This window comes from Segatella copri (genome assembly GCF_019127135.1).
In the GTDB taxonomy this organism is placed as follows: Bacteria; Bacteroidota; Bacteroidia; order Bacteroidales; family Bacteroidaceae; genus Prevotella.
Genome location: NZ_JAHOEA010000024.1, coordinates 25,910 through 40,337, shown reverse-complemented (window position 1 = coordinate 40,337; position 14,428 = coordinate 25,910). Strand labels below are relative to the sequence as shown.

General features: G+C 48.1%; 7 protein-coding genes. 2 read left to right on the top strand and 5 right to left on the bottom strand.

Annotated features, from left to right (window positions below):
- Window positions 1–17 precede the first annotated feature (17 nt).
- From KSW37_RS08005 to KSW37_RS07995, 3 genes are read right to left on the bottom strand one after another with little or no spacing between them, the layout of a single operon-like run.
- Window positions 18–2,786, bottom strand: coding sequence for a DUF6298 domain-containing protein (locus KSW37_RS08005; RefSeq protein WP_217313984.1), 2,769 nt, complete (start codon window positions 2,784–2,786; stop codon window positions 18–20).
- A 43-nt stretch (window positions 2,787–2,829) separates the two neighbouring features.
- Window positions 2,830–3,447, bottom strand: a complete 618-nt coding sequence (locus tag KSW37_RS08000; protein ID WP_217313983.1) for a DUF3826 domain-containing protein — start codon at window positions 3,445–3,447, stop codon at window positions 2,830–2,832.
- Window positions 3,448–3,507: 60 nt separating this feature from the next.
- Entirely contained in the window at window positions 3,508–5,253 is a 1,746-nt protein-coding gene (locus KSW37_RS07995) for a polysaccharide lyase (protein ID WP_217313982.1), read from the bottom strand.
- A 190-nt stretch (window positions 5,254–5,443) separates the two neighbouring features.
- On the opposite strand from KSW37_RS07995, the gene KSW37_RS07990 reads away from it, so the two are divergent.
- Together KSW37_RS07990 and KSW37_RS07985 are read left to right on the top strand one after the other, a co-directional pair.
- Window positions 5,444–8,032: a hypothetical protein gene (locus KSW37_RS07990; RefSeq protein WP_217313981.1), complete on the top strand. Its 2,589-nt coding sequence runs from the start codon at window positions 5,444–5,446 to the stop codon at window positions 8,030–8,032.
- 96 nt (window positions 8,033–8,128) lie between these two features.
- Window positions 8,129–10,894, top strand: a complete 2,766-nt coding sequence (locus tag KSW37_RS07985) for a T9SS type A sorting domain-containing protein (RefSeq protein ID WP_217313980.1) — start codon at window positions 8,129–8,131, stop codon at window positions 10,892–10,894.
- A gap of 142 nt (window positions 10,895–11,036) precedes the next feature.
- Here KSW37_RS07985 and KSW37_RS07980 read toward each other — a convergent pair whose 3' ends face one another.
- Both KSW37_RS07980 and KSW37_RS07975 read right to left on the bottom strand, forming a co-directional pair.
- On the bottom strand, window positions 11,037–12,011 hold the full coding sequence (locus KSW37_RS07980) for a hypothetical protein (protein WP_217313979.1): 975 nt from the start codon (window positions 12,009–12,011) through the stop codon (window positions 11,037–11,039).
- A gap of 226 nt (window positions 12,012–12,237) precedes the next feature.
- On the bottom strand, window positions 12,238–14,427 hold the full coding sequence (locus KSW37_RS07975; protein ID WP_217313978.1) for a RagB/SusD family nutrient uptake outer membrane protein: 2,190 nt from the start codon (window positions 14,425–14,427) through the stop codon (window positions 12,238–12,240).
- Between the last annotated feature and the right edge of the window lies 1 nt (window position 14,428).

The window sequence follows — 14,428 nt, the reverse complement described above, 5'->3', positions numbered from 1 at the left end:
TTATGATATTCTACTTATTACTTCACATTCGGGCAAGAGCCGCCGGCATCCATCACCGCCTTGCCATTCTCGGGTGCCGAAGCCCCACTGTAAATGACAACCTTCTCAGGATAAGTCTGACGATACTCGCTCACACTCTTGAAGACATCATCATAGGTAACCTTGCCCGGACGAAGGCGACGCTGATACTGGCGAGGTGCCAGATTCTTGCCTCCTTCAGGAGCATAAAGTCCCTTCTGGGTATAATACCACTGTTCAATATGAATGATGTCAACCACCTTTTTCAACTCCGGATCCTGGAGGATGGCATCCTGCACATCCTTGTTGCACGACAAAGCCACCCAGACATGCTTGCCCGTCTTAGCCTCCCATTCGGCAACGGTCTGCAACCAGAACTTCGTAAAATGATAAGGGCCCGTATATTCCTCGCCAATCGACTGAATCACGTTCGGCTCATCAGCAAAGGCATCCAGCATCTTCATGATATACTGCTTATGCAGCTGGCGCATCACCGGATTATCTATATTATAGAAGTATTCAGCCATCCATACACGCTTATCACCGGCAAAAGGAACAGGTTCAGGGAACACCGTACCATTGATATTGTTGACCGGGCGCCATGGACAATCTACCCAATGGGCACCTGCCTCCAGGATATTATGCTGGAAATAGTGCTGGTTGATAACCAGCAAACCATTCTTGGCTCCCTTTTCTGCCATTTCCTTAATGCGGCTGATGTACCACGGATTCAACTTTGTAAGGTCATACTTACTCAGTCCGTCCCAAGCCGTGCCCTGTCCGCTTCTGGCAAAAGGCTGTTCATAGAACGGAGCCCAGACATCTCCATCACGGCGGCGCACACGTTCATGGTCATCACGGCGGCGGTCATACCACAAGCCGTAGTTCTGATTGAAGAGCACCACATGCTTATCACGAAGATGAGCCACCACACTATCCACACGGGTGGTAGTGCCCTGTCCCTCCATTCCCGGCACAAAACGGGTCACGGCATCGGCAATCTTAGGGAAAGCCGAGTAACGAACACGTCCGTTCCACCAAGGGGTATTCATTCTTGCACCCTTCAACAGCGTATCAGCCACCATGATCTTACCCTCCTTTATCGCGAAGACAGGCTTCCCGGCATGGGCAAGATCCGCCTTTTTCTTAGAACGTTCCTTGATTTTATCCACATCCATAGCCCTAACAGGAGAAACAGAAGCCATGAACCGGGCGCTGTCTGCTATCCACATCTGCATGGTGATGCGAGGTTTGCGAGCCTCCTCTACCATCTTCTGTGCCACATCATAGGTAGGATTGTTGCTCACATTGTTGCGTTCTCTCTCCAGTACACGACATTGGGCAGAGACATCCCTACCCAGTCGTTTCCCCAGAAGAGAGGCAAAGCGGCTCCATGGTTTGGCATGATTGTTACATTGCTGGAAATCACCAGAGCCGTTAAACTGCGCCCAACAGGCAAACACATGGTTGTTGCTGCCATCAGGAATGCTGTCGGCAAAGATTCCGGCAGCCGTACATTGGTAAGCGAGGCTGTTGGCTGTATTCCATCCGATACCGTAGCCTTCGAGACCGAGATTGCAGAACTTGATGTCGTTGCCATCGATATTCACATTATCGAAGAGCAATCCTGTACACCAAGGTCCCACTGCACCACTATAACCCAGCGATTCATAACCATCACATTGTACGAAGGCATTAGGACCCGCTGCACAGAGACCAGCCACAAAATCGTGCATGCCCTGTTCAGAATAGCAACGCTGGAACAGACATTGTTCGCCCATACAGAGGAAGGTGCGACGACGGTAGCCACCGATTTCTGAGACAGGAGCCTGAGAAATGCAATCCTCTACCGTGATACGGGAAGCATCACGCTGGGTTACTACAGCCGAACCAGCCAGATGGCGGAAATTCACCATTCTCACCCAACCATCTTTCACCTTATTAATATATACACCCTCCCAGGCATGGTTTTCATCCTTCGGATTGGTAGTATCATATTCAGAATCTATCGTGAGATTTTCTACACCCACATTCTTCAAGCGCCAGTCATTACCGGCGATGCGCTGAACGAAGCATTCCGCATCATCCTGACCGAGCGACATGGATAAAGGAGCATCCAACTGCAATCCTCCCTTTCCATCAGAAACCACACTACGGGTCCAGCGCACATCGATTTCTCCCGGATGCCAGCCCCAATAGCCCAGATCCTTGCCTGCACCGAAGTCAGCACAGCCCATCTTCTGAATCCATTCCTTGGTAGAAGGTCGGACAATCAGGATCTCATCGCCCATCTTGCAGCCGGCAGGCAGCGTCACCTTCCGCTCTCCCAACTTCCAGGGAGCAGACAGTTTCATGGGTTCGCCCAGCGTCTGCATCTGCTTTTCGCTTTCCAGATACACCACCGCCCCACGGTCTACACCTTTTTTATATAGCACCGTCTGATTGCGGTCAGTACCTCTCAGCACCACGCCCGAAGTCTGGATGCGAAGTGGCTGTGAGAGTTCGAATACGCCCTTGTCGAGCAAGACTGCACCACGAAGTCCCGTCTTCTTATCCACTTTTCTGGCAGAAACAAAGTCGATAGCTTTCTGGATGCGAGCGCTTTGGTCGCCTTCTTTCCTTTTCACGAAGACCACAACGTCCGCATTCGGAATCTCCTTTTCGCTCTGCTGGTAGCCCACGTAGCTAAAATCAAACGCGAAGGGTTGCGCAAAGATTTGCACAACCCCTACTAACGTAAATATCCATATAGAAAATAATCTTTTCATACCTCTTGTTTCATCAGAGTTTTTATAACCTTACGGAAACTGTTTATTTTTTCTTTGCCGCTTCAATACGCTTATACCAACCCTCGCGCTCCGCCTTCAGGTCATAGCCCCGTTTAGTGAGCCAGTTATTGATGCGTCCCTTGTATTTTCCGAACCAGCCATGTTTAGCCTTGGAATTTTCAGCATCAATGGCAAACTCGCGAGCTTCTTTCAACCAATTGAGAATTTGGAGTTTCTCGTTTTCTTTCAGAGAAGGAATCATCTCCAGATGAGCCTGATAGGTTTTCGGAACGACACCGAAGGTCATACCATCCTTCACCTGCTCTACCTGCTTCTCTGAGAGATAGTTTTCCAGATTGGCAGCAAATTCAAAGTGGTGCTTATAGAGTTCCGCATCACGCTCAGCCTTATTCTTGCCGAACTTCTCATAGATATCGTTCAGCAGGAAATAACGGTTACAGATGATGTGGAGCACATTCTGCTTGCTGCTTTTATCAGTCAGTTGCAGCGCATCCACGATTTTCTGCGAACGGGCGATGATGTTGCTCACATACTTGGCATCACGCCCCACGCTGTCGAGCTGTACCTGTGCTCCTGCTCCCAAAGGAAGCAAGAGCAGACAGGCTGCGCCTAACAACTTATTTCTCAAAAGTTTTTTCATATTCATGTCATGCATTAAGAAATGAGTCCGGAGAAACAACTCCGGGCATTCATTCCTGTTTTACAGGAGTTTTCCCTTCTCTGCCAAAGTATCGTGATTGTTCTTCATGTCAGTCCAATCCACCTTTTCCTTGGTGCTGATACCGTTGATATACTTCTCAATATTGGTATATCCGTCACCTGTGCAATCCTTGTTGGCATCGCTAGGATCGTTAGGATTCAGTCCGTTGGCAATCTCCCACTCATCAGGCATACCGTCGCCATCTGTATCTACATAAGGCTTTGCCTTCTTATATTTAGGGAATCCGCCAACCTGGCAGATGTCTGTGATGATACCCAACTTATAGGATTCCTTGTCCAGACGGCGGTACTTAAAACTGCCATCTTCAGCCTTCGACTTGTCAGCCAATCCCCAGAAGTCACCGTATGGATTCTTCTTAGGCAGTTTCTTTACATAGTAAGCCTGACCGGTACGAACCTCTTCTACGATGCGCTGGTCCACGATATCGCGGGAAGGAATGGTTGCACCCACACTCTCAAGCACCTTATCAAAAGTCTGATCCTTAGGAATAATGGTCATGTGTGGCATGACGAATGGTTCGTTAGAACGCATCAGCGCCTTAACATCTGCAGGTATTCCATTTGGAAGATCCTTATCAGCAATCTGAATACCGCCGTTCCAGTTGTCCTTGGTTACAGCCTCGTTGCCTTCTACGATATTTCCTTCAGCATAAATACGACCATACTGAGCCCAAGGGAAGAGTTTGTTGCTTCGGCTTTCGCTCTTCACGATACGGTAGCTGATGGCACCCTTCGGAGTAAGAGGTCCTGGCTTATAATAGTTGTTGATGAAGTTACTCATGGTTGAGAACTCACCACCATCTGCCGTACGATGTACCCAGTTGTAAACGATGTTGTTCACGAAATTGAACACACCACCCCATCCGATAGATGGGTTACGGCCTGTATTATCCGCCCAGAGGTTACGCATGAAGGTAGAATTCTCTCCACCGATTGTACTACCAAAGGCATGGTTCCATGTATCGAGTGCCTTGGCAGAGATGGTATTCTGGATGGTTACATTCACCGTAGGCACCTTGCGTTTTGGCTTACCGTCGTGCAAATCGAACATATGGCGGTAGAAAGAGATATTCTCATCCAGACCAAACTCGCAAGAGCAGTGGTCAATCATGATGTTACCTACCGGATTACCACCGAAAGAATCCTCACGATACCATACATGGGTATTACCACGGCGGAAACGCATGTGGCGAACGATAACATCATGGGTATCAACCTGGAAAGATTCACCAGAAATCATGACGCCTTCACCCGGAGCTGTCTGTCCGGCAATGGTGATATAAGGAGCACGGACGATGATTGGAGTCTTCAATACAATATTTCCCGATACGTTGAAGACGATGATGCGGGCACCACCCTGTTCGCAAGCCCAACGGAAAGAACCAGGACCAGCATCATTGAGATTGGTCACAGTCAGCACCTTGCCACCACGGCCACCGAAGGTAAACATACCGCCACCCTCAGCACCTGGGAATGCAGGAATCTTAGCCTGGCGCAAATCGTATGGACGGGAAGCCCATGGCACATAAGGACGTCCTGCCATTGCCTCTTGTTTTACAATAGGGAAAGCCACAGCCCAAGCAGAATCTGAATGGGCTGTCCATGCAGCTTGCATAGAATCAATCTTCGCCTGAGCTTCCTTTGTGATAGTAGGATACTGAGCGAAAGTTGCTGCTGGCAAGATGGTCAATGCCATCGCAGCGAAAATCTTCTTACTTCTTTGCATTGTTTTAATATTGTTTGTTCATTATATCCTAAAGACGTCTTTCCCTGCCTTTTGTCCTCAATGAACATGCGCATTTTTTCGGGAACAGGTGGCGACATTTCATCTGCAGGAACGTCTTACACCTATATATAATATAAACGAAAGTTACTTATCTATTATTTTATTGAAACAAGAAACATAAAATTTAAAAATGATGAACAGAAGATACCTACCTTTAGTTGCCGCTTCGCTGATGGCGCTTTCAAGCCAGGCGCAGCAGGTTGACTTCAACATAGCCAGCAGAAAGGCTGCTGAAGTTACTGCCCTCAATTTCACTCCCGTTGGCGTGAAGCAGGGCAATACATACCAGTTTGCTCTGGGTGGACTGGAGATTACACTCGATACTCCCGTAAAAGACCAGATTATCAAATCCAACTGGTTTAAACAGGGCATACAGTTGGGCGACCGGCTCACCAGCGATGGTATCGTAGTATATCCGTCAAAAGGCGATAATGCCCAACTCCGCATCACCATCCGAGGTCTGAAACCAGGTCATCACTCTCTCCTTGCCTATCACAACATCGTAGACGGACTTACCGGCAATATTCCTTCTATCCAGGTTTCCAGAGAGAAGGAACAGATAATCACCGTGAAGAAGGGCAAGAAGCGTATCCAGCAGAAGAGCATGACGCAGGAGATTCTGGCACAGGATATTAAGCAGACCGTAAGAGAGATGAAGGCATCGCAGAGCGGCCAGTCGTACATTGAATTTGATGTAACCAACGACCAGCCTGTAGTTATCCACTATCAGCTGCAAGGTGTTGATAACGCAAACAACACGCTCACCATCAATGGTTTGGTATTCGACAAAGCCAACCCGAAAGCCACCGCTCTCAACCCTTATCCTGCCGATGACGATCTTCATGTCAATGCAGAAGGAGGCAAGGTTGTTCTTCGCTGGCAAGCCGGCGAAGGTGCCAAGCAACACCTTATTTATATGGGACAGCGCGCCGACCAGTTGAAGAAAGTTGCCACCACGAATACTGCTTCTTACGAAGCCACCGGTCTCAGCAGCGCCAACGATTATTACTGGCGTGTAGACGAGGTAGATGCCAACGGCAAGGTTTCAGAGGGCGAAGTATGGAACTTCCGTCCACGCCGTCTCGCCTTCCCAGGTGCCGAGGGATATGGAAGATTTGCCATCGGCGGTCGTGGCGGTTCGGTTTATCATGTTACCTCTTTAGAAGATAACCCTGAGAATCCGCAGCCAGGCTCTCTCCGATACGGAATCACAAAGGTTAAGGGGCCTCGTACCATCGTCTTCGATGTTGCCGGCATCATCGACCTGAAAGACCGTCTGGTTTGTTCCGACCCATTCATCACGGTAGCCGGACAGACTGCACCCGGCAAGGGAATCCTTCTCCGTGAGCATCCTTTCGGTTTCGGATCAGAAGGCATCTTCCGCTTCATCCGTCTCCGACTGGGAAAATATCTCGATAAAAACGGCAAGACCATTACCCTCGACGGACTGGGTGCTGCAGGCTGCGACAATACCATCATCGACCACTGTTCGGTAGGCTGGACCATCGACGAGGCTTTCTCCAGCCGCAACGGCAAGAACATCTCTTTCCAGCACAACCTCATCTCCGAAGCACTCAACCAGGCTGGCCATCAGAATTATGTCAATGCCAAACATGGTTATGCCGCAACCATCGGAGGTAATGTAGGCTCGTTCCACCACAACCTGCTTGCCAACAACGAAGGAAGAAACTGGAGTATGGGTGGCGGACTGGATGGAGCCGGATATTATGCCGGAAGGCTCGACCTCTTTAATAATGTAGTATACAACTGGGGCAACCGTGCCTGCGACGGAGGAGCCCACGAAGTAAACTTCGTGGGCAACTATTACAAGATGGGACCAGCCACCAGCATGAAATATATCCTCAATGCCCAGCTGGAAGGTACCGGCCAGGGAAGTCAGGCTTACTACATGCACGATAATATCCGCCAGAACTATGTGGGCGATATGAAACAGAATGCAGGAGCTGTGGCAGGAAAGCATGGAGAACTGGTCAGCGACAAGGAAGGCGAAACCTACAAATATACCACTTCTCACGGACAGGTAGTCAACTGGAAGGTATTTACCGACAAACCATTCTTCCCATCCTATGCCAAGGTAGAAAGTGCCCGCGCTGCCTTCAAGAACGTATTGAGCGATGTGGGAGCCAACCAGCCTTGCATCGACCAGCACGACCAGCGCATGGTAGAAGAAACCTTGAACGGAACCTATAAATATGTTGGTTCCAAGACCGGCAAGAAGGGACTGATAGATGACAACCAGGATGCCGGCAACGATGCCTGGAAGGAGTTTGAAGCACTCACCGACCGTCGCCCTTCCAACTGGGATACCGACCAGGATGGAATGCCAGACTGGTGGGAGAAGCTGGCTGGTACCAACCCGTCAGCTGCCGACAACAACGAGCTGACCGATGGCGAATATACCCAGTTGGAGCGCTATCTCAACTGGCTTGCAGAACCACATTTCATCACCTCTGCAGGCAATAAGCTGACCATCGACCTGAAGCAGTATTTCGCCGGTTACAACCAGCAGCCAGTCTTCACCCTGGAGAACAGCATCCAGCCACAGGAAGGCAAGATGAAACTCAACAAGAAGGGAATCCTCACCATCAGCCTCAACAAAAAGGCTGCCGACTGCCTCATCGACATCAAGGTGAAGGCAACCGACAAAGACCAGGTAGCTTCCCTGCAACGTACTTTCCACATCGCTATTACCCAGTAGCGGTGTGGAAACACAAAAGATGATACACCAAACAATATCTAATCCCGAAGAATCAATAAAAATGAAATAAAACAACTTTCAAACTTAAGGTAAAACATGAAAAGACAAGTATTATTCTCGATGGCTTTAGTCTCAGCATTGACAGCATCGGCACAGAGAATCGACTTCAATCTGACAGGTCGTTCAGAAGCACAGGTCAATGAACCCGAGTACACAGCATGGGCAGTAAACACCTGCGAAACAGAATCGAAGGAAGTAGAAGATGCTGACGGAAATCCTATCACCATCACGCTGGCTAATGATGCCTCTTATGCAGGCAGAAGACTGAAATCATGCTGGTTTAAGAACGGACTCAGCAGTTCCAAGCTCATCGCCGACGGTTTTGCCATCTATGGTTACGAAGACGGTAACACCCCACAGATAACCGAAGGTGCCGTCCGCCTCAACATCACCCTCAAGGGGCTGAGCGCCGGCAAGCACTCTCTGATGGCTTATCATAACAACAACGATGGTTTCAATGCTCCGAAACTCGATGTATACGTCAACGGCACCAGGCAGCAGGAAGGCATCGCACAGACCAACAGAGCCCTGACTCCATCAGCCTGCGGCATGTCGTACGTAACTTTTGTAGCAGAAAAGGGAAAGGATGTCGTCATCTCTTACGTTACCACACCGGGTGCCAGCGATGACAAGAGCGGCAATTATACCACCTCGCTCACCATCAACGCCCTCATCTTCGACCGTCCGAATCCACAGACAGCAGCTACAGATCCTTATCCAGAGAACAGAGATTATCATGCCGATGCCGATAACGGATCGCTCACCATCTCCTGGACTTCAGCCGAAAAAGCCGTCAAGCACCATGTTCTGATGGGTACAGATGCCAACAGTCTTACAGAAGTAGCTACAACTACCGAGGCAAAATATACGCTCAACCAGACATCCAACCTCAACACCTATTACTGGCGAATCGACGAGGAAGATGCTGCCGGTAATGTATACGAAGGCGATGTCTGGAGTTTCCGTCCCCGTCATCTTGCCTTCCCTGGTGCAGAAGGATATGGTAAGTATGCTACGGGCGGCAGAGGTGGAAGCGTTTATCACGTAACCACACTCGAAGATAATGGCGATGATGAGAATCCGATAGAGGGTTCCTTCCGTTACGGCATCAAGAAAGCTACCGGACCGCGCACCATCGTCTTTGATGTGGCGGGCGTCATCGACCTGAAAAAACGACTCACCTGCAGCGACGAATATGTTACCATCGCCGGACAGACGGCTCCAGGCAACGGTATCATGCTCCGCGGCTGTCCTTTCGGTATGGCAAGCGAAGGCATCACCCGTTTCCTCCGCATGCGTCTGGGACATAAGGAGACCAACGGCGGTACTATCAGCGATGAAGATAAGGTGAACGGACTCGACGGTATGGGAATGGCAGGCAACGACAATGCCATCATGGACCATTGCTCTATCTCCTGGACCATCGATGAGGCATTCTCAAGCCGCAACGCCAAGAGTCTTACCCTTCAGCGCACCCTGATTTCCGAAGCGCTCAATGTGGCAGGTCATCCTAACTATAGTGCGGGTACAGCCCACGGATATGCAGCAACCATCGGCGGCGGCGAAATGTCGGCAACACTCAAGGTAGGTTCTTATCACCACAACCTGCTGGCTCATTGCGAAGGAAGAAACTGGAGTTTGAGCGGCGGACTGGATGGTGTAGGAGCTTACGATGGTCATCACGATGTATTTAATAATGTGGTTTACAACTGGGGTGGCCGTGCTACGGATGGTGGCAGCCACGAGGTGAACTTCGTGAACAACTATTATAAGATGGGACCAGCTACCACCCAGAAGAAACTGTTCCGCCTTCAGCTTGAAGGCACCGGAAGCGGTACACAGAGTGCATACGTTCATGGCAATATCCGTCAGGCTGCAGGCAATGGAGCCCTGACAGAAGATAAACTCAAAGATACCTATGTTGTCGAAACATCAAATGGTCAGGTCGTAAACTGGGAGCCATTCGTTTCGAAACCATTCTTCGATTCTCTGGCAGCTATCGAGAGTGCCAAGGCAGCCTATAAGAATGTGCTCTGCGATGTGGGAGCCAACCAGCCTTTCCTGGATAATCACGATACCCGAATGGTGAACGAGACGTTAGCCGGAACTACCACGACAGTAGGCAGTCAGAGTGGCAAGAAGGGACTTATCGACAGCGAGGAAGATAAGGGATGCGAAGGTTTCAAGGGCTTGAATATCACAGAAGCAAAGCGAGACGCCAACTGGGATACCGACCAGGACGGAATGCCAGACTGGTGGGAGGAAGTAAAAGGCGTAAGTGATGGAAATGCCGATGAAAACGCAGATGGCTACACCAATCTCGAAGAATATCTCAACTGGCTTGCCGAGCCTCACTTCACCCTCAAGCAGAGCGAAAGCGTAACCATCGACATGAAGAAATACTTTGCCGGCTACACCAACAATCCTCAGTTTGAATGCGAGGCTAAGGGTGATGCGATGAGCAAGATGAGTCATGATACGGGTGCCAACGAGGGTGAATATATCTTCACCGCCAACGAAGATTGTGGAAAGGCGCTCGTAGATTATACTGTCAAGGTAAGCGATGATGACAACATCAGCACCTATACCCGCACCTTCCATTTCTATCTGACAGATGGTTCTGCAACAGGCATTCAAAACATTCAGACCTCAACCGCAGCCGATAGCTACGAGGTATACAATGCTGCAGGTATCAAGGTGAGAAAAGGCAAGAATCTCGATTCTCTCCCATCAGGTGTTTATATCATCAAGGCATTGAAGGATGGCAAGGTAATCAGTTCGAAGAAAACTTGCATACAATAAGGCAATCTGCACCTTAGAAAGTGTATTTTTCATATAACTCAGCATCCTGAGAGATGCCCAAAAAGGGAGCGCAACCATTAGTGATGCGCTCCCTTTTATGAACGTTTCTTTTATCTTAAAATTCTAACCGAATCACATCAGATTACTTCTGAACGAACTTCTTGCCATTCTCGATAACGAGACCCTTATAAGAAGCATTCACCTGCTGGCCAGCCATATTGTAGCGAACAGACTTCTTGGCAGAAGTTGAGGTATTGATGTTGACGATGCCATTGGTTTCACCAGGTGTGAACTCAAAGCCACTGAAACCAATCTGGGTATTTTTGTTGAATATATAGTAAGTTTCGCCAGCAGTTGCTGAGAAGGTCAAATATACCCAAACTGGACGTTTACCGGCAGCTATCACATAAGCATCAGTACCCTCTGTACCCTTGGTAGCAATTTCTTTCTGATACAGCATATAACCATAAAGAGGACTATCCTCTGCTACATCATTATTGGTAGCCTGAACATAACCACTGATTTTCACATCAGAGCCAAAAGCTAAGGCTTTGGCGTCACTACCTTTTGCAACATAGACATCACGGTTACCCTTATTAGCCCAAATGCCAACCTTAAAAGTACCAGCCACCTTTGGGGTCAGAGTAATATATGTACCATTCTTAGGAAGACCTGCTGTTCCATCTGGAGTATAGTAAGAGGCGTCCCATTTGGCACGGTAGTTACCTGTAGGTTCACCATCTGTCATAATCTCTTCAAACTCAACCTTATCCAAGTTCACAGGATTACCCTTACCTTGAACATAGTAGAAAGGTGCAACAGATCCATCCTTGCTCAATGCCTGACTCTTGATACCATTCCAAGTATTGTCAACTTTTGGCGTCAACTTGCCATTTTCGAGTGCGCCGTCATTATAGCCGGCAACAGGACCTGAGGTATGAGTACCCTCCACGTTGGCAGTTGAGAACTTAACAACAGACATCGCACTGGCATCAGCATTAGCAACATAGTCGGCCTTTAATGTACCATCCTCATTGTTAACATACCAACTCTCTGTCTGAGCATTAATACTCATGGCAACAAGTGCCATAGAAATCAAAGTAAAAAATTTCTTCATAACCTTGTTTAGTTTAAATTAATACTTTTAAGTTTGTCTTTATAGTTGTTTATCCATAAGACGCAAAAGCCAGACTTTTGCACCCACGTGTTCTCATCTTTTTACCAGAAAAACAAATGAACGAGATATGAGGTAATCGAAAACGGGGTGCATTCTCTATCAAGAGAACACACCCCGCAACCTTAATATATTATGTTATGACAATATCGTCATTCCTCTTTTGACATTACTCAGCCAATGGGTCGAATTTACCATTGGCACCACCATTGTTGTAATCACCCCAACCGATGGTCTGAGGCAAAGCCTTGTTGGCGATAGATGCACTAGAAGAGAAGCCTAAGAAGTAATACTTAGGACGGAAGTTCATGTAGAGGAGATTCTTGTTAGAATCGTAACCGTCACCCTTCTGTACCTTCAACTTCAAGTTGTCCTTATACCATGTAGACAAGTTCTCGAGCTGAGTATTCAAATCATCCTCACGGAGATCAACACCCTTAGGGCGCTCTATACCAGCCTTCAACAATGGGTCAGAATTGAAGGTAGTACCACCTACACCATACTTATCAGCAACACGATACTGGATATTCTCACGACGCTGGCCGTTCAAAGCCTTGAAACCAAGCCATGTGCAGGTATTACCACCCCAACCGGTCAATGTCCATGTAGAAGGAGCACCCTCTACCTTGCCAGTACCACCATCGAAGAGCATCCAACGGCGGAGGTCATCGAAACGCTTACCCTCGTAAGCAAACTCAATCTGGCGCTCATAGAGAATCTGAGAGATACAGGTAGCCTGATCATTGTAAGCTGCAGGTGTGATACCATCATCCTCAGAATTTGCAGCTGAATAACCAGCACGCTCACGAATCTGCTTAACATATTTTACAGCCTCATCCAGATGACCAGCACCTGCTGCAACCTCAGCAAGGTTCAGGAGAACCTCAGCATAACGGAGTTCAATCAACGGAGCAGCAGAATAGAATGGAGCAGCACCCTTGGTATCAAGAGCTACGTACTTATAAAGAGGAGAAGAATTGACATCCAAATCATCACTCTTCTTACGGACATACACACCCTGACGGCTCTTCAACAGGTTGTCTGCACCATAAGAATCACCACTCTCAGGGTTACCGGCATCATTCATGCTGGTATACCATACGTAGTTCCAAAGCACATAGTTGGCACCATCAGAAGGGTTGTTCGCATCACGCTCTGACGCATTACCACTGTAAGCCCAACGGAAGCCAGGGAAAGCGAATGTACGATAGAAGCGCTTGTCACGATTCAGGAATGGAGTCTCGCTATCCAAAGTCTTCTCAGAACGTGCCAACTTGGTATAAGTATCGCAACTCTCAGGAAGTTTACCATCTGACATTGGGAACATATTAATCAGCATCTGAGAAGCATTCTTACCGCTACCACCTGTATTAGCTGGACGAATCTGACGCTCCCAGTTGTTGTTCTTCTGATTATCGAGACCATCACCTGTTACATTATTGTATAAGGTAACGAACACAGCCTCTGGATTATTACCGCCATCGGTAAACATCTTGGCAAAGGTAGAACCATTCTTATTGTCATTGTCTGTATACAAGTGATAACCACACTTGTTGATACGCTCCAAATCAGCCTTCATGGTTTCATAAGCAGTCTTCCAACGGTTTTCATCGTTAGTACGGTTGAAGAGAGGGCTACACCACAAAAGCATCAAACGACCCTTCAAAGCCAAGGCTGTACCAGTAGTTACACGGCCTTTCTCCGACCATCCAGAACCATTTTCTGTCTTGGCAGCCAACATATCAGCAGCCTTGTTCAAATCATCGAGAATAAACTCGTAAGTCTCCTTAGATGTAGCACGAGGAGTAACAGAACTTTCTAAAGGATCCTGTGTTTCCTTAACCAGAGGCACACCGCCATACCACTTGAACAAGTTGTAATAGCACCATGCACGGAAGAAATATACCTGACCGAGCAATTCATTCTTCTGTTCCTCAGAAAGAGTGCTGCCGCTGATACCCTGGATTACATCATTGACATTACGGATTCTACCATATACAGATGCCTGGATATTAGACTGGTCGCCCATGAAGAAATCAGGAACCGAATTTGTGGAACTGGTAGAGCTCAGCTCAACCTGTGGGTCTACAAAAGAGCTGAGACCACTGTATTCCTCAGTAGACTTACCTGCCTCATCCGCATTACCCATAGAAGGATATTTCCAGTTCAAATCGTTGGTTGTTGGCAAACACCAACTGTAGATATCGTTTAGACGACCATTACATCCTTCATAATAGTTGTAGATGTCTTTATTTACATTGTCGTAGTTCTTCTTTTCCTCCAGGAAGCTATCACTACAAGAGCTGAAAGCCAAGGCTGAAACCAAACCAAGACTGAATAATTTTATTGTCGTTTTCATT

Coding starts and splice junctions, on each gene's coding strand:
- KSW37_RS07980 (WP_217313979.1), bottom strand. CDS start 12,011: ATGAAGAAATTTTTTACTTTGATTTCTATGGCACTTGTTGCCATGAGT.
- KSW37_RS07995 (WP_217313982.1), bottom strand. CDS start 5,253: ATGCAAAGAAGTAAGAAGATTTTCGCTGCGATGGCATTGACCATCTTG.
- KSW37_RS07985 (WP_217313980.1), top strand. CDS start 8,129: ATGAAAAGACAAGTATTATTCTCGATGGCTTTAGTCTCAGCATTGACA.
- KSW37_RS08000 (WP_217313983.1), bottom strand. CDS start 3,447: ATGAAAAAACTTTTGAGAAATAAGTTGTTAGGCGCAGCCTGTCTGCTC.
- KSW37_RS08005 (WP_217313984.1), bottom strand. CDS start 2,786: ATGAAAAGATTATTTTCTATATGGATATTTACGTTAGTAGGGGTTGTG.
- KSW37_RS07990 (WP_217313981.1), top strand. CDS start 5,444: ATGATGAACAGAAGATACCTACCTTTAGTTGCCGCTTCGCTGATGGCG.
- KSW37_RS07975 (WP_217313978.1), bottom strand. CDS start 14,427: ATGAAAACGACAATAAAATTATTCAGTCTTGGTTTGGTTTCAGCCTTG.